At 69.0% G+C, this 18127-nt stretch carries 21 protein-coding genes; 12 read left to right on the top strand and 9 right to left on the bottom strand.

Annotated elements, in window-relative coordinates; genetic code table 11:
• On the top strand, positions 1 to 2566 hold a 2566-nt coding region (rpoB, locus tag Pph01_RS31315; protein WP_204076788.1), incomplete at its 5' end, for a DNA-directed RNA polymerase subunit beta.
• 114 nt (positions 2567 to 2680) lie between these two features.
• Here rpoB and Pph01_RS31320 read toward each other — a convergent pair.
• Entirely contained in the window at positions 2681 to 3313 is a 633-nt protein-coding gene (locus Pph01_RS31320; protein ID WP_239117154.1) for a VOC family protein, read from the bottom strand.
• Between the two features lie 172 nt (positions 3314 to 3485).
• On the opposite strand from Pph01_RS31320, the gene Pph01_RS31325 reads away from it, so the two are divergent.
• From Pph01_RS31325 to Pph01_RS31335, 3 genes are read left to right on the top strand one after another with little or no spacing between them, the layout of a single operon-like run.
• Positions 3486 to 3962 (top strand): hypothetical protein, encoded by a 477-nt coding sequence (locus Pph01_RS31325; protein ID WP_204076790.1) that lies wholly within the window; start codon positions 3486 to 3488, stop codon positions 3960 to 3962.
• Positions 3963 to 4003: 41 nt separating this feature from the next.
• Positions 4004 to 5137: a sensor histidine kinase gene (locus Pph01_RS31330; RefSeq protein WP_204076791.1), complete on the top strand. Its 1134-nt coding sequence runs from the start codon at positions 4004 to 4006 to the stop codon at positions 5135 to 5137.
• Complete coding sequence (locus tag Pph01_RS31335) at positions 5134 to 5802, top strand: response regulator (RefSeq protein WP_204076792.1); 669 nt, start codon at positions 5134 to 5136, stop codon at positions 5800 to 5802. The genes Pph01_RS31330 and Pph01_RS31335 overlap by 4 nt, the downstream gene beginning before the upstream one ends.
• A 73-nt stretch (positions 5803 to 5875) precedes the next feature.
• On the opposite strand, the gene Pph01_RS31340 is transcribed toward Pph01_RS31335, so the two are convergent.
• Together Pph01_RS31340 and Pph01_RS31345 are read right to left on the bottom strand one after the other, a co-directional pair.
• Complete coding sequence (locus Pph01_RS31340; protein ID WP_204076793.1) at positions 5876 to 6679, bottom strand: maleylpyruvate isomerase family mycothiol-dependent enzyme; 804 nt, start codon at positions 6677 to 6679, stop codon at positions 5876 to 5878.
• The gene (locus Pph01_RS31345; RefSeq protein ID WP_204076794.1) at positions 6676 to 7299 is read right to left on the bottom strand and encodes a TetR/AcrR family transcriptional regulator; all 624 of its coding nucleotides are present in this window, start codon (positions 7297 to 7299) and stop codon (positions 6676 to 6678) included. Before Pph01_RS31345 ends, Pph01_RS31340 begins: the two co-directional genes overlap by 4 nt.
• A 210-nt stretch (positions 7300 to 7509) precedes the next feature.
• Between Pph01_RS31345 and Pph01_RS31350 the strand changes: the two genes are divergently transcribed.
• The 3 genes from Pph01_RS31350 (at position 7510) to Pph01_RS31360 (ending at position 8897) form a co-directional block, all read left to right on the top strand.
• Entirely contained in the window at positions 7510 to 7866 is a 357-nt protein-coding gene (locus Pph01_RS31350) for a DsrE family protein (RefSeq protein WP_204076795.1), read from the top strand.
• A 62-nt stretch (positions 7867 to 7928) separates the two neighbouring features.
• Positions 7929 to 8372 (top strand): hypothetical protein, encoded by a 444-nt coding sequence (locus tag Pph01_RS31355; RefSeq protein ID WP_204076796.1) that lies wholly within the window; start codon positions 7929 to 7931, stop codon positions 8370 to 8372.
• Between the two features lie 144 nt (positions 8373 to 8516).
• Positions 8517 to 8897: a winged helix-turn-helix transcriptional regulator gene (locus Pph01_RS31360; RefSeq protein ID WP_239117155.1), complete on the top strand. Its 381-nt coding sequence runs from the start codon at positions 8517 to 8519 to the stop codon at positions 8895 to 8897.
• A 28-nt stretch (positions 8898 to 8925) separates the two neighbouring features.
• On the opposite strand, the gene Pph01_RS31365 is transcribed toward Pph01_RS31360, so the two are convergent.
• The 4 genes from Pph01_RS31365 to Pph01_RS31380 form a co-directional block, all read right to left on the bottom strand.
• Positions 8926 to 9897 (bottom strand): quinone oxidoreductase family protein, encoded by a 972-nt coding sequence (locus Pph01_RS31365; RefSeq protein ID WP_204076797.1) that lies wholly within the window; start codon positions 9895 to 9897, stop codon positions 8926 to 8928.
• Between the two features lie 23 nt (positions 9898 to 9920).
• On the bottom strand, positions 9921 to 11123 hold the full coding sequence (locus Pph01_RS31370; protein ID WP_204076798.1) for an MFS transporter: 1203 nt from the start codon (positions 11121 to 11123) through the stop codon (positions 9921 to 9923).
• Positions 11124 to 11411: 288 nt separating this feature from the next.
• Positions 11412 to 11963 (bottom strand): permease-like cell division protein FtsX, encoded by a 552-nt coding sequence (locus Pph01_RS31375; RefSeq protein WP_204076799.1) that lies wholly within the window; start codon positions 11961 to 11963, stop codon positions 11412 to 11414.
• A complete protein-coding gene (locus Pph01_RS31380) occupies positions 11960 to 12487 on the bottom strand; it encodes a SigE family RNA polymerase sigma factor (RefSeq protein WP_239117156.1) in 528 nt (175 codons plus the stop codon). Before Pph01_RS31380 ends, Pph01_RS31375 begins: the two co-directional genes overlap by 4 nt.
• 179 nt (positions 12488 to 12666) lie before the next feature.
• Between Pph01_RS31380 and Pph01_RS31385 the strand changes: the two genes are divergently transcribed.
• The 3 genes from Pph01_RS31385 to Pph01_RS31395 all read left to right on the top strand — a co-directional run bounded on the left by Pph01_RS31385 (position 12667) and on the right by Pph01_RS31395 (position 14796).
• The gene (locus Pph01_RS31385) at positions 12667 to 13506 is read left to right on the top strand and encodes a TIGR03621 family F420-dependent LLM class oxidoreductase (RefSeq protein WP_204076800.1); all 840 of its coding nucleotides are present in this window, start codon (positions 12667 to 12669) and stop codon (positions 13504 to 13506) included.
• 130 nt (positions 13507 to 13636) lie between these two features.
• On the top strand, positions 13637 to 14164 hold the full coding sequence (locus Pph01_RS31390) for an RNA polymerase sigma factor (protein ID WP_373315696.1): 528 nt from the start codon (positions 13637 to 13639) through the stop codon (positions 14162 to 14164).
• Entirely contained in the window at positions 14161 to 14796 is a 636-nt protein-coding gene (locus Pph01_RS31395) for a hypothetical protein (RefSeq protein WP_204076802.1), read from the top strand. Before Pph01_RS31390 ends, Pph01_RS31395 begins: the two co-directional genes overlap by 4 nt.
• A gap of 58 nt (positions 14797 to 14854) precedes the next feature.
• Here Pph01_RS31395 and Pph01_RS31400 read toward each other — a convergent pair whose 3' ends face one another.
• Entirely contained in the window at positions 14855 to 15559 is a 705-nt protein-coding gene (locus Pph01_RS31400; RefSeq protein ID WP_204076803.1) for a Clp protease N-terminal domain-containing protein, read from the bottom strand.
• 135 nt (positions 15560 to 15694) lie between these two features.
• Entirely contained in the window at positions 15695 to 16897 is a 1203-nt protein-coding gene (locus Pph01_RS31405; RefSeq protein ID WP_204076804.1) for an acyl-CoA dehydrogenase family protein, read from the bottom strand.
• A 286-nt stretch (positions 16898 to 17183) separates the two neighbouring features.
• Here Pph01_RS31405 and Pph01_RS31410 point away from each other — a divergent pair, with 286 nt between their 5' ends.
• Positions 17184 to 17633, top strand: a complete 450-nt coding sequence (locus Pph01_RS31410) for a helix-turn-helix transcriptional regulator (RefSeq protein WP_204076805.1) — start codon at positions 17184 to 17186, stop codon at positions 17631 to 17633.
• Positions 17634 to 17638: 5 nt separating this feature from the next.
• On the top strand, positions 17639 to 18049 hold the full coding sequence (locus Pph01_RS31415) for a VOC family protein (RefSeq protein ID WP_204076806.1): 411 nt from the start codon (positions 17639 to 17641) through the stop codon (positions 18047 to 18049).
• The last annotated feature ends 78 nt before the right edge of the window (positions 18050 to 18127 follow it).

Genomic DNA, 18127 nt, shown 5'->3' on the forward strand with positions numbered 1-18127 from the left:
TTACAAGATCAACAAGAAGCTGGGCGTCCAGGGGGACATCACCCAGGGCACGCTGACCGACGAGGACATCGTCGCGATCGTCGAATACCTGGTGCGCCTGCATGCCGGTGAGGTGTCGGAGGGCCTGCCCCTGGAGGTCGACGACATCGACCACTTCGGCAACCGGCGGGTGCGCAACGTCGGCGAGCTGATCCAGAACCAGGTCCGGCTGGGCCTGGCCCGCATGGAGCGCGTCGTCCGTGAGCGCATGACGACGCAGGACGTCGAGGCGATCACGCCGCAGACCCTGATCAACATTCGCCCGGTCGTGGCGTCGATCAAGGAGTTCTTCGGCACCTCGCAGCTGTCGCAGTTCATGGACCAGACCAATCCCCTGTCCGGGCTGACGCACAGGCGGCGTCTGTCCGCGCAGGGTCCGGGCGGCCTGTCGCGTGAGCGGGCCGGCATGGAGGTCCGTGACGTGCACCCGTCCCACTACGGCCGGATGTGCCCGATCGAGACCCCCGAGGGCCCGAACATCGGCCTGATCGGCTACCTCGCCTGTTTCGCCCGGCTCAACGCCTTCGGCTTCGTCGAGACGCCGTACCGCAAGGTCGTCGACGGCAAGGTGACCGAGCAGATCGACTACCTGACCGCGGACGAGGAAGATCTGTACGTGATCGCCCAGGCGAACTCCCCGCTGTCGGCGGACGGCGAGTTCGCCGAGCGGCGGGTGCTGGTCCGCACCAAGGGCGGCGAGTTCGAGTACGTCCGCTCGAACGAAGTGCACTACATGGACGTGTCACCGCGGCAGATGGTGTCGGTCGCCACGGCGATGATCCCGTTCCTGGAGCACGACGACGCCAACCGCGCGCTGATGGGCGCGAACATGATGCGCCAGTCGGTGCCGCTGCTCAGGAGCGAGGCTCCGCTGGTGGGCACCGGCATGGAGTACCGGGCGGCCACGGACACGGGCGACATGATCAGCGCAGCGAAGGCCGGTGTGGTGGAGGAGGTCTCCGCCGACTACGTCACCGTCATGAACGACGACGGCACGAGCACGACGTATCGGCTGGCGAAGTTCAAGCACTCGAACCAGGGCACGAGCTTCAACCAGAAGCCGATCGTGTCCGAGGGCGACCGGGTCGAGGTCAACCAGGTCATCGCCGACGGTCCCTGCACCGACAAGGGCGAGATGGCGCTCGGCAAGAACCTGCTCGTGGCGTTCATGCCATGGGAGGGCCACAACTACGAAGACGCCATCATCCTGTCCCAGCGCCTGGTGCAGGACGACGTCCTGTCCTCGATCCACATCGACGAGCACGAGGTCGACGCCCGCGACACCAAGCTGGGCCCCGAGGAGATCACCCGGGACATCCCGAACGTCTCCGAAGAGATCCTGGCCGACCTCGACGAGCGCGGCATCATCCGCATCGGCGCCGAGGTCACCAACGGCGACATCCTCGTCGGCAAGGTCACCCCGAAGGGTGAAACCGAGCTGACCCCCGAGGAACGGCTGCTGCGCGCGATCTTCGGTGAGAAGGCCCGCGAAGTTCGCGACACCTCGCTGAAGGTGCCGCACGGCGAGCAGGGCAAGGTCATCGGGGTGCGGGTGTTCTCCCGTGAGGAGGGCGACGAACTGCCGCCGGGCGTCAACGAACTGGTCCGCGTCTACGTGGCACAGAAGCGCAAGATCACCAACGGCGACAAGCTCGCCGGCCGTCACGGCAACAAGGGTGTCATCTCCAAGATCCTTCCCGTGGAGGACATGCCGTTCCTCGAGGACGGCACCCCGGTCGACATCATCCTCAACCCGCTGGGCGTGCCCGGCCGGATGAACGTCGGCCAGGTCCTGGAGACCCACCTGGGCTGGATCGCGGCCCGCGGATGGGACATCTCCGGCATCGAGGAGGCGTGGGCCGAGCGGCTGCGTGACAAGGGCTTCGAAAGGGTCGAGCCGCACACCAACATGGCCACTCCGGTCTTCGACGGCGCCCACGAAGAGGAGCTCATCGGGCTGCTCGACAGCACCGTCCCCAACCGTGACGGGGATCGGCTGGTGCAGGACAGCGGCAAGGCGCGGTTGTTCGACGGCCGTTCCGGCGAGCCGTTCCCGCACCCGATCTCGGTCGGCTACATCTACATCCTCAAGCTGCTCCACCTGGTCGACGACAAGATGCACGCTCGTTCGACCGGTCCGTACTCGATGATCACCCAGCAGCCGCTCGGCGGTAAGGCGCAGTTCGGCGGCCAGCGCTTCGGTGAGATGGAGGTGTGGGCCATGGAGGCGTACGGCGCGGCCTACGCGCTGCAGGAGCTGCTGACCATCAAGTCCGATGACGTGCTCGGCCGGGTGAAGGTCTACGAGGCCATCGTCAAGGGCGAGAACGTCCCCGAGCCGGGCATTCCCGAGTCCTTCAAGGTGCTCATCAAGGAGATGCAGTCGCTCTGTCTCAACGTCGAGGTGCTGTCCAGCGACGGCACGTCCATCGAGATGCGCGACACCGACGAGGACGTCTTCCGCGCCGCGGAGGAACTCGGCATCGACCTGTCCCGGCGTGAGCCGAGCAGCGTCGAGGAGGTCTGAGCGCTTAATGGTGTCGGCCGCGCCGGGCGCATCGGCTCGGCGCCCGGCACCGCCCCCGAGCCTGGCGGCTGTCTCGTGATCGGCGGCCAGGCAGGGCGGGGCAGCGGTGACGGGTCAGAGTGTGGGCGCCGGCGACGTGGCCTCCCATGCGAACCCGTCCGGGTCGGTGAAGGACCCGGCGTCGCCACCGATCATGAGCCGGTGTGATCCGGTGCCGTCGGGAGAGACGCCGGCGTCCTTGGCAAGCGCACGGCGCCTGTACAGCGCCAGCTTGACGGGACTCGACCCGGTGGCGAACTCGACGTACATGCGGCCGAAGCTCTTCGCCACGGCAAGGCCCTGGTCGACGTAGAACTTCTTGCTCGCGGCCACGTCCGCGGCTCCCAGCAGGAGCACGATCTCGTCGATCCGCCGGGTGGCGGGGCCGGTGTTCTTCTTGGCCGAGGTCGCGACCTTCCAGATCGTCCCGTCCGGGGCCTGTACGACACCGCCGTAGCCCCAGAGGGATTTCGCGACGGGCTTCAGCGGCGTGGCGCCGGCGTCGAAGGCGGCGCCGATGAGGCTGTCGACGTCGGCCGGCTGGGACACCGTGAGCGACAGCGTGAACCCGCGGAAGCCGGTCGTGGGCGCCTCCGAGGCCCGCAGGCGTATCTGCGTGTCCAAGCCGAAGGCCGTGGTGTAGAAGGTGTGGGCGGCCGTGGGGTCGGCCACGTCGAGGGTGACGAATTCGATGGATGCCATGGCCATCACGCTAGGAGCGGACCGGCGACCGGCGCTTCTCGATTCCTGACCGGTCGTGTCACCCCTCTCGCCGGCCCGCGAAACGCCGGAGACCCAGGCCTCCACCCGCGGGTGGAGATCCGGATCTCCACCGTCGCGCCGATCCGGCGGCGGGCCGGGCTCCCTAGCGTTCAGTGTCATGACCTGGATGAATTCCCTCCCCGTCCTCGCCGTGCTTGCCCTCGTCCTCTACCGCCAGACGCGGGCCCGGCGGGTCTTCGCACCGAGCGCCCACATCCTCGCCCTGATCATGATCGCCATTGGTCTGCTCTCCGGGGGCGTCGTCGATCCGCGCCATACCGGTCTCAGCGTCGTCCTGCTGGTGGTTGAGACGGTGTCGGCCGTGGTGCTCGGGGTCGTGCGGGCGCTGACGGTGCGGATCTGGTGGGACGAGACGGGGAGGGCGTGGTTCAAGGGCACCCGGTGGACCATGCTGGGCTGGCTGGCCTCGATCCTCGTCCGGTTCGGACTGCTCGGCGTGGGGCACGTGCTCGGCGTGGCCGCCGCGCCCACCACGTTTCTGCTCTTCGTCGGCCTGACCTTCGGCGCCCAGTCCGTGGTCGTCGCCCAGAGGGCACGTGCGCTGCACGCCCCCGCCGTGCTCGTGGCCGCGTAACCGGGAGGTCGTATGTCCACTTGTGTCGATATCATCCCGAAGTGACCTTGTTCCGGCGGAGCGGTGCCCTGGTCGCCCTGCGCCTCATGATGGTCGCGCTGTTCGTGGCGGCCCAGGCCGGGCAGACCGGCTTCGCCCCGGCGGGAGGCGGTCTGCTCGCGGCGTGCCTGGCCGCCGCCGTCGGCGCACTCCTGGTCGCCGTGCCGCTGCCCGGATCCCCGCCCAAGCCGCCGCTGACGTTCCTGGGAGTCCCGGTGCGCCTCGGCGCCGTCGTGGTGGTCTCGATCGGACTGGTCGCCCTCGCCCCGGGCAGTCCCGCCCTCGGCGCCATCGTCATCGCCGGCTGGGCGGCCCCGATCAGGTATCCGCTCGGCCGCGCGCTCTCTGTGGCGGGGCTCGCCGTCGCCGGCCTCCTGCTGCTCGGCCTGGCCAACGGGCACTGGGACCAGGAGATCCCCGTCGGGGTCGGCACCTGCGGCGCCTTCCTGGCCTCCTACGCCTTCCAGCAGCGCAAGGCGACGAGGAGAGCAGAGGCCAGGGAGGCCGTGCTCGCCGAACGCGCACGCATCGCCCGCGAGATCCACGACATCCTCGCCCACTCCCTGTCCGCGCAGACCGTGCACCTGGAGGGGGCGCGGCTGCTGCTGCGCGGCGACCGGGCCGCCGAGGCGCTGCAGCGGGTCGAACGGGCAAGGGACCTGGCCAAGTCCGGTCTGGAGGAGGCCCGCCGGGCGGTCTCGGCACTGCGCGAGGACAGCGTGCCGCTGCCCGCCGCGCTGTCGGCGCTCGCCGAGGAGTTCCGCGACACGAGCGGCCTGCCCTGCGACCTCACCGTCACCGGCACCGAGTACCGGCTCGCCCCCGAGGCGGAACTCGCGGTGATCCGCACCGCCCAGGAGGCGCTCACCAACATCCGCCGCCACGCCTCGGGCGCGCCCGCCGACGTGCGGCTGAGTTTCGGACACGACGCGTGCGAGCTCACCGTGACCAACCCGCTCGACGACCCCGGCGCGAACCGCGAGTCCAGCGGAGGAGGATATGGGCTCGTGGGCATGCGGGAACGAGCCGCCCTGCTGAACGGGACGCTGGAGGCGGGCGGGCAGAAGGGACGGTTCCGAGTGCGGCTGAGACTGCCGGCGGACGGGTCCCCGATGGCGCGGGTGGAGGCCCGGTGACCGCCCGGGTGGTCGTGGTCGACGACCAGACGGTGGTCAGGGAAGGGCTCACCCTGTTGCTCGGGCTGCTGCCCGACGTCGAGGTGATCGGCTCGGCCGCCGACGGCGAGGCGGCCGTCGACCTGGTCGAGGCCGAACGGCCGGACGTGGTGCTGATGGACCTGCGCATGCCCAAGATGGACGGCGTCGAGGCCACCCGGCGCATCCGCGCGGCCTATCCGGACACCCAGGTGGTCGTCCTCACCACCTACTCCGACGACGAGTCGGTGTTCGCCGCCCTCCAGGCCGGGGCCAGGGGGTTCCTCACCAAGAGCGCCGACGCCGAGGAGATCGCCCGGGCGGTGGCCACCGTGATGCGGGGCGACGCCCAGCTCGACCCCGCGGTGCAGCGCCGCCTGGTGGAGTCCGTGCTCCCGCCGGCCGCGCCCTCAAGCCGGGAGCGGCCGCGGCGGGACGACGGCCTGCCGGACGGGCTGACCAGGCGGGAGGCCGAGGTGCTGCGACTCATCGCCCGGGGCCGTTCCAACGCCGAGATCTCCGCCGACCTGTTCATCGGCGAGGCCACGGTCAAGACCCACATCAACAACCTGTTCGCCAAGATCGGCGTCAGGGACCGCGCCCAGGCCGTCACGTACGCCTACCGCCACGGCCTGGCCGACTCCTGACCGCCGACTCCTGACCGCCGACTCCTGACCGCCGACTCCTGACTGCCGACGACGCCCGCGACGGAGGCAGGGGTCAGAACGGGACGCGGGCGGTGGCCACGGGGGCGGCCATGTCGTGGTCGCCGGTGACGACCGAGGCGGCAGGGGTGCCGGCGCGTCCGGAGAGGGCGCGCATGTATTCGACGGTGTCCAGCCGGACGGTCGTGTCCGAGGTGCCGTCGCCGATCTCGAAGGTGCCGCCCGCCGGACCGGTCAGCTCAAGCGTGACCGGGTGCCGGGTCCAGCGGGCGTGCAGGTCGCGCAGGACCTGCTCGACGACGAGCCGGTCGTGGGCGCCGGTCTCCGGCGGCCGGCCTACGGCCCGGCTGATGTCGTCGTGGTGCATCCACAGGTCCCGCGGGAGGAACACGTCGTAGACCTCGGCGAGGGAGAGCCGGAAGGCGCCGAACTGGCCGTCCTCCGAGGGGAAGGTCATACGGCGGAGCAGGGCGGGGCGGCGGCGCATGGCCAGGTTGGCCTGCGGCCACAGTGTCCGGAAGCGTTCGATCACCTCCTGGCGGGACCTGCCCGCGTGGAGCGCGGCCCCGAACCGCATGTGCGCGTCCAACTGCGGCAGATCCGGATAGGCCCGGGTCGCCTTGCGGTCGCGCAAGAGGAACAGCCAGGGCCGGATCTGCTCCTCGGCCTGGGCGACCAGGTGGCGGACGATGTCGCCGACGGTCCACGCGTCGCAGACGGTGGGCTTGTCCCAGTCGGCCGGGGTCAGGTCGGCCAAGAGGCCGTCCCAGGTCGCGAGCTCCGCAGCTCGCAGTTCGTAGGCGTCTGTCGGACTGGTCATCGGGACGGACCCGACGTGCACCGCGGCCTCCGCTGTCATGGCTGGTCGCCTCCTCCGTGAGGTGCGTAGTGGGTGATGAAGAGGTCGAGGACGGTGGGCGCAAGCCGCTCGAAGCGGCCCTCGCCGACCGGGGCTTCGGGTTCGTTGGACATCTGCTGGCTGACGACTCCGGCCACCAGCGTGTTCAGCAGCGCGACGCCCTCGTCGGTGGCGGCGCCGGGGTGCAGAAGGCCGTCGGCGACGGCGTCCTCGAGGACGGTGCGCACCTCGGTGACGTTGTCCACGGCGGGAGCGAAGGCCTCGGCGGACGGCACGAATCCGGGAACCGGCCGCCAGAACAGCAACTGCGCGCGCACCGGGTTGAGCCGCGTCCACTCGACGAACTTCAAGGTGCCGATCCGTAGTCGATCGAGCGCGTCCAGACCGGCCGTGGCCTTGTGCAGGGTCTCGTTGAGATCGCGCGCGCTCTGGCCGAACAGCGCGTCGTAGATCGCCGTCTTCGACGGGAAGTACTGATACAGCGAGGGCGTCCGCATCCCCATCCGCCGTGCCACTTCGGCCAGGCTCAGCGCGGCGACGCCCTCTTCCGCCATGACCTCCACCGACAGGTCGAGGATCTCCCTGATGGTCTCTTCGCGTCTGCGTGCCCGCCGGTCCACGACTCTCCTCCATCGATCTACGAGTCCAAGGATTGCCTAATGCTATTAGGGAAGTCAATGGAAGATAGGGAATCCTATATCTCGAAGTCACCGCCGCCGGCCTGAGCTTCGTGCGGCGATTGACCATATAATGAGACAAACGTCCCGAATTTTGAGATTTCCTGTTAATGTGACCCGGCTACCAGGCGAGACCTGCGAAAGGTGTTGAAGGTGTCGAAGACGGTCATTCACGTGTTTCATGACGACGACCACTCGATCGCCACGGGGACACGTGTAGCGCAGCGGATCCAGGAGGTCGCCGCCGACCAGGGCTGCAGCGTGGAGGTCTTCTGTTTCGGGCCCGCCCAGCGTCGTCTCTCCGAGGGGAACGCCACCGAAGCGAGCGCCACCTACAACCGCCAGATCGACGAATTGATCGCGGACGGTGTCCGGGTCGGCGCCTGCGTCAATTCGGCCCGCGCCGACGGGACCGAAGCGGAACTCGCACGTCGCGGGCTGAACCTGCAGGTGGCACGGGACGAGTTTCTGCGCTTCACGCTCGAGCAGGCCACCGTCATCAGCTTCTGAGCGCAGGCCCGTCCAGGGTGGTCGCTAGGGTGGTAAGCCGTCCCCGCCCTGGAGAAATCGTCATGACCACGCCTGAGCACAGCACGACCTGGCGCGACGCTCGTTACGACATGCCCGTCAGCCGGCAACTGGAGCGCTACGACAAGCTGGCCGCCCAGGACGCGTCGGCTCGCGCCCGGGTCGAGCTGGTGGCCCGTGGGATCTATGACCCCGCCCGGTATGGAGCCGAGGACCGGCCGCCGCTCACCGCGGCCGAGCACATCGAGTTGCTGGCGCTCGCGGAGAGCATCGCGCGGACCGTCCGCCATCCCGCCAACATCCACCACGCGCTGCTGGCCGGGGTCACCTGGGCCGAGGTCGCCCACGTCATGGACTCCGACGAGGCCACCGTCCGGCGTGACTACCAGCAGTGGGCCGACGACCAGCATGACCTTCACCGGCAATACCCTCATCTCGGCATGACCGCCGACGAGTACGCCGCCGCGACCGCGAGGGCTCGCCGGTAGGGCCGAGCGCCCGAATCCGGCCACGGCGGAACGCCTTCCTGAGCGCTGCCCCGGAGCCCGGTTTTCGCACGGCGATGGGAATAGGACCCGAGGTCCTTCGCTTGTAGAACCCACAGCCGTTGCCGGGCACCGAAGCTGGTGAACATGGACAAGCCCATACGCGAAGTGATGACCGATGTCTGCGATCCGGAGGAGAGCAGGGTCGCGTTCGTGCGTGACCTCTTCGGGCGGCTGGGCGACAAGTGGTCGGTACGGACCCTTAACCAGCTCGCCGACGGTCCACTTCGTTTCACGGCGGTCATGAACGCGATGCCGGGAATTTCGCATCGCATTCTCACCGTCACGCTTCGGACGTTGGAGAGCGACGGCATGGTGAGCCGGACGGCGTATGCGGAGACGCCGCCGCGTGTCGAGTACGCACTCACGCCGCTGGGCGAGAGTTTTCTCTGCCGTTCCCTCTCGCTGGTCGCCTGGGCCCAGGACCACCAGCAGGAGATAGAAGCCAACAGGGCCGCGCGACGCTGAGCCCGGCCCTGTCAGGATCGACGTCTGCTCAGACCGTCAGGACGAGTGAACCCGTCGTGCGCCGCGACTCCAGGTCACGGTGGGCGCGCGCGACGTCCCTGAGCGGATACGTGGTGACGGCTGGTTCTCCGAGGTCGCCGGCGACGACCAGCCGGAACATCTCGTCGATCAACGACTGGCGTTGCTCCTGACCGGGAAGCATCGAGTCGAGGCTCGGCCGGATCACCGTGATGCGCTTGCCGGATACCAGCTCCGCATCCAGGTCGGGCTGGCCCGAGGCGCCGCCGAACAGCGCCGCAGTGCCGTCCTCCGCCACCGCGCGGAGGGAGAGGCCGACCGTGTCGCGCCCGACGCCGTCGAAGACGGCATGGACACCCTTGCCGTTCGTGATCCGCTCGATCCCGGCGACGACGTCCTCGCCCGAGTCCAGGGCGTAGACGTGGTCGGCTCCGTTCGCCTCAGCCGCGGCGATCTTGGAAGCGGACCCGACCGTGCCGATGACGACGGCTCCCGCGACCTTGGCCCACCGGACCAGCAGCGAGCCGACGCCGCCTGCCGCGGCATGGACCAGGATGACGTCTCCCTTGCCGACCGGGAAGGCCTTCGTGATCAGTGCTCCAGCGGTGAGACCTTTGGCCGTCAGGGCCGCGCCCTGCTCGTAGGTGATGCCGTCGGGCAGGCGGAGCAGTGACGACGCTCGGATCAGCCGCTTCTCCGCGTTGGCACCGGGAACCGACGTGTACGTCACGCGATCGCCCACCGTGAAGGCGGTGACGCCTGGGCCCACGGCCTCCACGTCACCGGCCGCCTCGAGTCCGATGGTGACCGGGAAGCCGTTACCGGCGATGGCGCCGGAGCGGAAGGCCAGGTCGATGTAGTTCACGCCGATGGCCCGCTGGCGCAGGCGAACCTCGCCCGGTCCCGGTTCGCCGACGTTCTCCTGCTCCACGGTGAAGGTGCCGGCGTCGCCGAAGGCGTACTGGTGGATGACGAGGCTCATGCGAGCGCTCCTTTCATTGAGAATCACAGGCCGTGACGGGTGAGAAGGGCGAAGAACGCCGACGCGATCGCGGTGATCCCGCTGGCGACGAAGACGGTGGACAGGCCCGCCGAGTCGACGAGAACGCCGCCGACCCCTGAACCGATCGCGATGGCCAGTTGCATCACCGTGATGAAGATCGAGGAGGCGGCCTCCGGGGCGTGCGGGGTCGCCGTCAGCATGTGGGTCTGCAGGGCGAGCGGGACGAGGCCCCACAGGACGCCCCAGGCTCCGATCAGGACGCTGACGAGGACCGGCGCCCCGGCGAGCGCGGGAAGCGACGCGAGGACGACGCCGAACACGGCCGCCGCGCCGGCGAAGGTCAGCATGCGGTCGCGCTCCACCAGGGCGGGGCCGGCCAGCGTGCCGAGGATGCCCGCGAGGCCGTACGCGATGAAGAGCACGGTGGCGAAGCCGGAACTCATCTCGGCGTTCCGCAGCAGGAAGGGCGTCACGAACGTGGAAGCCGCGAACTGCCCCGTCGTGGCGACGCCGCCGGCGATGAGGATCGTCCGCGCGATCGGAACGCGGAAGACCTCACCGAGGTGGGCGAAGGTCATCCGGCCTGTCGCGGGAATCTTCGGCAGGACCGTGAGCTGTCCGATCCCGATCAGCGCGGCGAGAGCGGCGGACGCAGCGAACGTGAGCCGCCATCCGATGAGGTTGCCGAAGAACTGCCCTGCGGGAAGACCGACGACGGTGCCCACGGACAGCCCCGCCAAGATGATCGACGTCGCGCGTGTTCCCGCCCGCGGGCCGGCCAGGCGGAAGCCGAGCGAAGGGACCACGGCCCAGAACCCGCCGATCGCGACACCGAGGAAGACGCGGGCCACGACCACGACGCCGAAGTTCGGGGCGACGGCCGCGACGCCGTTCGACAGCAGAACGAGCACGCTGAGGACGACGATCAGAAGGCGGCGGTCGAGGCGGCCCGAGCCGACGACGACCAACGGCGCCGCGACGGCGGCGCTCAGGCCGGGAACGAGCACCATGAGACCGGCGGTGCCGAGTGACACGTCCAGGTCGCGGGAGACATTGGGCAGGAACCCCACGGGCGTGAACTCCGTGGTCACGATGATGGCGGCACCGAGCGCGAGCGATAACACGCCCAGCCAGACGCGAACCGGCGGTCTGCTGGGCGGAGGGGGATCGATGGAATGGGCATCGACGAGTTCTGACGTACTCAATGGACGGTTCCTCGTTCACGGCAATTGTCGGACCTCCACTGGAACACCTCGTCGTGAAGCGGATTCCCCTGTTCGTCACCGCACCTTTTTGTTCGTCAGGCACAAAAAGGAAAGAAATTCGACCTGCCTGTCAGGCACGAAAAGGTGCGTGACAACGGCGATCGACTTCTGAGAAGGGGGGAGTTCGTCGTCGCGTACGCGATCGACGCACAAGTGCGCGCAGTCCGCTTCTGCCGTGCGGAGTCGGGCGATCGGCGCGGGCACGCGGCCGCCGGGGATCAGCCGCGTTCACGGTCCCGTGACGACGTTCGAGACTCCGGGCAGACCCTCCACGGCCCGAGTGACGGCTGCCAGGCCGTCGGCGGACTTGACCTTGACCCGAAAGGACGCCGGAACGTCCCCGAGCCTCACCGAGGTCAACCATTCGCGCTGCCGCGTATCGGCCGAGGCCACGATTTCGGACAGGAAGTTGCGGTACGCCTCCTCCTGGTCCTCGAATTCGAACGACGCGACCTGGGGGAGCGATTTCAGCACCCGCTCGATTCCGCGGCGGTCGTCGGCGGTCGCCTCCCCGTGTCCCTTGCATCGGGGAAAGACGTCGTCCTCCATGCAGAGGAAGGCCGAGAGCCGAGGGGGCGGGCCGCCCATCGCCGCGTCCGTGGGAGGAGGCGTCAGCCGTACGAGGACGAAGGCGCCGATCGCGATGGCGGCAGGCGCTGCGATCAGGAGGACGGCCCTCGGCCTGTGGCGCTTCGACGGGACCCGGAGCGGCTGGATCGAGTGGAGCTGAGCCGTCTGGGCCGCTTCCGAGAGGGCCTCGCGTAGCCGTTGGTCGATCATGTGTCCTCACCGAGTTGACGTCCGAGGGCGGCGAGCCCGCGGGTGATGGCTGAGCGCACGGTGCTGTCGCCGACGCCCATCGCGTCGGCGATCTCCTGATGGGACAGGTCGAAGTAGTAGCGCAACACGATCGCCTCGCGCTGCCTGCGGGGAAGGCCGCTCAGCGCGACCAGCACCTCGCGCCGGTCCTCGCCCAGCATCACGGTGCTCTCCGCGGACCAGATCGGCGCTTCGTACGGCAGAGGCCGCCGGAACGCGGCCGATCTTCGGCGCAACACCGATCGGCAGCCGTTCAGCACCGCTGACCGCACATAGGCGAGAGCCCTGTCGGGATCACGCAGTCGCCGGCGTCCGGCGTGGGTGCGGGCGAACGCGTCCTGCACCACGTCTTCCGCCGTCGGCAGGTCCCCGACCATGAGGAGGGCCAGCCGCACCAAGCCGAGATGGTGATCGGCGAACAACACCGCGACGTCGACCCAGTCCCGGGGCCTGAGCTCTCCATGGGAGAGCAGTTCGACTTCCACATGACAGAGACGCGCCGACGCCGCTTCCGCTGCTCGTGTCACCCGGAAATCTCTCGAAGATTCAGACGGTCGACTCCGCCGTCGGTACGGCCCAGGTGACGGCCGCCAGGCCGTCTGCGGCAGAAACCGCAGGTGAGATGCGTTAACACAGGGATTTGTGTCGTCATCCGGGGGTTGTCATGAACACTCGATCGTTCCGTTTCGGGGTCGAATTCCTCAACTGCGGTTCCCGCTCGGCCTGGCGTGACCGAGTCCGGGAAGCCGAGGATCTGGGGTACGACGTCCTGCAGGTTCCCGACCATCTCGGCACGGTGGCGCCGTTCCCGGCCCTGGTGGCCGCGGCCGACGTGACCGGCATGCGGCTGGGGACGTACGTGCTCAACGCCGGAGTACTGAGCCCGGCCTACCTCGCCCGGGACGTGGCCGACACGTACCGGCTCACCGACGGGCGGCTCGAACTCGGCCTGGGCGCCGGCTACGTGCCGGAGGAGTTCGCGGCGGTGGGCCTGTCGTTCGGCACGCCGGGGTCGCGTCTGCGCAAGCTCGAAGAGGTCGTCACGAGAGTACGGGGACTGCTGGCGGACGAGGCCGACACTCCGGTACCACCGATCATGCTGGCCGGCGTGGGCGACCGCATTCTCACGCTGGCGGCTCGCAGCGCCGACATCATCAGTTTCCCGATCTCGGTGGGCTTCGGCGAGGGCACCCCTGAGCAGGCTATGGGCGACCGCGTCCAGCACGTCCGGGACGCGGCCGGCGAGCGCATCGGCGAGATCGAGCTGAATCTCTTCGTGGCCGGCGTCGGCCGCCAGGTGGCCGACATCGATCTCTCGGTGATCACCGCGGCCACGGGCATGCCGCCTGAGCAACTGGCCGAGCTGCCTGGCGTCCTGGTCGGCTCGCCGCAGGAGATCGCCGAGACCCTGCTGCGTTACCGCGAGGAGTTCGGCATCAGCTACATCAGTGTCCTGGAGCCTCACATGAAGCCGTTCGCCGAAGTCATCGCACTGCTGCGGTAATCCATCTCGGCGGTGGTTTTCCGCGCGATTTCTCGATGCGCTTCAGCAGATCGGGCTCTCGGACGTCTTACTGGATAGAACTTCGCGACTTTTCAGGAAGGCGGCTCAGGGAGTGCCGACTACGGATCACCTGCCTTCGCCGCACGGCGACAGTCCGGCGACGAACACCGGACCACCGGATCAGCTCACGGAGTTGTTCCGAGCCCATGCCGGACCTCTCGTACGGGTCGCGGTCCTGCTGACCGGAGATGAGGGACTGGCCGAGGAGGTGGTGCAGGACGCCTTCATGGGACTGCATCGCCGCTGGCAGCGCCAAGGGCCGCCGGACAGCCCTCCGGCATACCTGCGCACCTCGGTCGTCAACGGATGCCGGTCGGCGCTCCGCCGGCGTCGGCTCGCCTCGTTGGTCGGGGTCGAGCATCCGATCCAGGAGACCTCGGCGGAGACCGCGGTCCTGCTCCGGGAGGAGCACGCCGCGGTCTTCGCCGCGATGAGGGACCTGTCGCGGCGGCAGCGGGAGGTCCTGGTGCTCCGCTTCTACCTCGATCTCGACGATCCGGCGATCGCCGTCACGCTCGGGGTGAGCCGCGGCACCGTGTCATCCACGATCTCCCGTGCCCTTGCCGCTCTCGGCGCGCGTCTGGAAGGTGTCCAGTGACTAAGGAAGATCTCCACGAGCGGGTCCGGAGCGCGTTTCAGGCTCGTACGGCGGTCGTGCCGGACCCCGAGCCGCCGGACTGGACGACGGCCGATGGGCGGGGGAGATCGAGCCGGTTCGCTCCGCTCATGGCCGCGGTCGCCGTCCTGGGCGTGCTGGCGGGCGGGGCCCTGATCAGCGTCGCCGTCGGCTCCGACCAGACCAGGCCCGCGTCGCCCGGCCCGGCTCCGGTGAGCGCGTCGCCTGTCGCGTCCTGCGCCGCCGAAGTACCCAGCCGGGTGCTCCCGCAGTGGGCCCGGACTGGCTTCACCGACGCGGAGCCCCGCATGCCGTACGTCCTCGGCGATCAAGGCGACATCGCCGCGATCATCTTCGGCTACCCGTTGGCGGCGCCGCCGCTGCCCGATCGCAGCAACAAGATCCTCTGGGTCTCGCGGGTTCCTCTCGACCCCGGTGACCCGCTCCGCATCGAAGCTCGGCTCGACGGCTCGGGAACGGCGGTCGAGCGCACTGTTCTCGGTGGCCCCGGCCCTTCGGGCATCGACCTTCCCCGCAGCGGCTGCTGGCATCTCACCCTGAGATGGTCAGGGCACACCGACACCATGGCTCTGCGCTACAGCCCGCAGAACTGATCGGCTGTCCAACCGTCAGGAGCGGGCTCGGCGATCCGCCGCGCCCGCTCCCGTGCCCTCATGGTTCGAGCCGCGCGATCTCCGCCTCGGCGCCTTCCTTCGTGACGCCCGCCTGTTCGAGGACGGCCACGGCAGGGCTTTCGCCGACGGACAGGACGCCGAGCAGCAGGTGCTCCGTGCCGACGTGTTCGTGGCCGAGGCGCAGCGCTTCACGACCCGTGAGCTCCAGAGCCTTGACACTCTGCGCGGCGAACGGGATGTGCCCCACCAGAGCGGACTCCCCGGGCGGCAACGTTCCGGCGAGCGACTCGCGGACAGCGTCGGACGATCCGCTCAGGACGTCGACGATCCGGGCCGCCGGCGACTGCGGCTCGTTCAGCAGTGCGAGGAGGATGTGCTCCGGCCCGATGCGGTCGTGCCGCGCCTGCCGGGCCACCTCCTGGGACCCGACGACCGCGCGGCGGGCCCCGTCGTTGTAACGGGCGAAGGTCTTGAGGTCGTCGGCCGGCGTGCCGCCGCTTTCCTTGGGTACGAACCTCTTCTGCGCGGCCTGCTTCGTGACGCCCATGCTGTGGCCGATCTCCGTCCACGAGGCGCCCGAGTGGCGGGCGTGGTCCACGAAATGGCCGATCAGGTGGTCGGCCAGCTCGCCGAGATGTTCACCGAGCACCACGGCGTCGGTCAGTTGTCGTAAGGCGTCCCCGTCCGGGTGCCGGGTCTTGATCACTTCGATGAGGTCGTCCAGGCGAGGCTTGTTCTCCATGCGTCAACCATAGGTTGACGCTAGCTCGATCGTCAACCGTGGGTTGACGGCAATGGGTTCAGGGATGGCCGCGCCGGGTCTGGGCTGCGGCGGCGCCGTCCGGATGAGAGCGACGGTTCGGGTGATCGAGATCTGTCAGTAGGACCGGGGCAGGCCGAGGACGTGCTGGCCCAGGAACGCCAGGATCAGGTTGTTGTTGACGGGAGCGACCTGGTAGAGGCGGGTCTCACGGAACTTGCGCTCGACGTCCCAGGTGTCCACGAACCCGTTGCCGCCGTGGGTGTCCAGGCAGATGTTGGCCGCCTGCCAACTGGCCTCGCTGGCCAGGAACTTGGCCGTGTTGGCCTCGGCGCCGCATTTGCGCCCGCTGTCGAACAAGGCCGCCGCGCGGGTGCGCATCTGGTCGGCCGCGACGACCTGGGTGTAGGCGCGGGCCAGTGGGAACTGCACGCCCTGGTCGGCGCCGACGGGGTGGCCGAAGACGTCGCGCCCCCTGGCGTAGTCGATCGCCCGGTCCAGGAACCAGTAGCCGTCGCCGATCGCCTCGGAGGCCAGCAGGATGCGTTCGGCGTTCCAGCCGTCGATGACGTAGTGGAAGCCTCTGCCCTCCTCGCCGATCAGGCTGTCGGCGGGAATGCGCATCTCCTTGTACCAAACCTGGTTGGTGGCGTAGTTGAACATGGTGTGCACCGGTTCGACGACCAGCGTGTCGGGCTGCTGGGCGCGGATCCGGCGCAGGTCGATGAGGAACAGGCTGATGCCCTCGGCTCGTTCGGCCGGGTCCTCCGGCAGCGGGCGAGTGCGAGCCAGCAGCATCAGCAGGTCGGACTGGGTGATGCGGCTCGTCCAGTTCTTGTGGCCGGTCACCACGTAGTCGTCGCCGTCGCGCACCGCCGTGGTGGTGATCTGGGTGGTGTTGGAGCCTGCCTCGGGCTCGGTGATGGAGAAGGCCTGCAGACGCAGCCCGCCGGTCGCGATCTCGGGCAGATAGCGGCGGCGCTGCGCCTCGCTGCCGTGCCGCAGCAACGGGGCCATGGTGTACATCTGGGCGTGACAGGCCGCGGAATGCCCACCGGAGCGATTGATCTCCTGCAGGATGATGCCTCCCTCGGTGACGCCCATCCCCAGCCCACCGTACTGTGCCGGGACGAGGACGGACAGGTAACCGGAGTCGGTGAGGGCGCGCACGAAGTCCTCCGGGTAGGCGCGTTCGCGGTCACGATCGCGCCAGTACTCGTCGCCGAAGCTCCTGCAGAGTTCGCGCACCTCCGCGCGGAGCCGCCGGTGGGCGGAATCGGTGTCCTGGATGGCGATGTCGTGGGCGGCGGTGTCGCTCATGACCGCCTCCTTCTCGGATTCTGGTCACACTCGGTGCGACAGCGCGGCGGGGCGGGCCTCGAAGAGCGTCTCCCTGGTCGGCGTACCACCAGTCTTCGACTCAACCTCGGTGGGAGGACGAGTCTTTGCCGACGATCGAATGGACGTTCACGTATCGCCCGTGGTGATGACCACCGGCCCTGCCTCGGTTTCCCGGGGCATGAGGTCCAGGCGTACGGATCACGGCGTCACCTCGATCACAGCGAGAGCGGAGCTGGACAAGTGCGGCACGACGTACCATTCGCGTATGACCAGTAGACCCGCCACGGAGCAGCACCTGCGCGATCTCGCGCGGTTGCGCCGCGTCCGCGACCGGATCGACCGGGAGTACGCCCAGCCGCTGGACGTCGAGGCGCTCGCCCGCGGCGTGAACATGTCGGCCGGGCACCTCAGCCGCCAGTTCCGGCTCGCGTACGGCGAGTCGCCGTACTCCTATCTGATGACCCGGCGCATCGAGCGCGCGATGGCCCTGCTGCGTCGTGGCGATCTCAGCGTCACCGAGGTCTGCTTCGCGGTCGGCTGCTCGTCGCTGGGGACCTTCAGCACTCGCTTCACCGAGCTGGTCGGCATGCCGCCCAGCGTCTACCGGGACCAGGAGGCGCACACGACGGACGGGATGCCCGCCTGCGTGGCCAAACAGGTGACGAGACCGGTCAGGAATCGAGAAGCGCAGGTCACGCGGCCCCAACTAGCCTGACGGCCATGGACATCACCATTCACAACACGTTCCTTCCGCACGACGACCCGGAAGCATCCGTTGCCTTCTACCGCGACGTCCTCGGCTTCGAGGTCCGCGCCGACGTCGGACGCGGCAAGATGCGCTGGATCACGGTGGGCCCCGCCGGCGGGGCCGGCACGTCCATCGTCCTCTCCCCGCCGGACGCCGGCCCCGGCATCACGGAAGACGAGCGCCGCGTCATCGCCGAGATGATGGCCAAGGGCACCTATGCCATCATCACCCTTGCCACCCCCGACCTCGACGGCGTCTTCGATCGGCTGCAGGCCGGTGGCGCCGAGGTCGTCCAGGAGCCGACCGACCAGCCGTACGGGATCCGCGACTGCGCCTTCCGCGACCCCGCGGGCAACCTGATCCGGATCAACCAGCTGCGCTGAGCCGTCCAGCGATCACATCCACGACCTGCACAGAGGGCACTGCCACGGAGCCCGCGCACGACGCCGACGGAGGCCGTG

It is taken from the genome of Planotetraspora phitsanulokensis (genome assembly GCF_016863295.1).
Classification (GTDB): domain Bacteria; phylum Actinomycetota; class Actinomycetes; order Streptosporangiales; family Streptosporangiaceae; genus Planotetraspora; species Planotetraspora phitsanulokensis.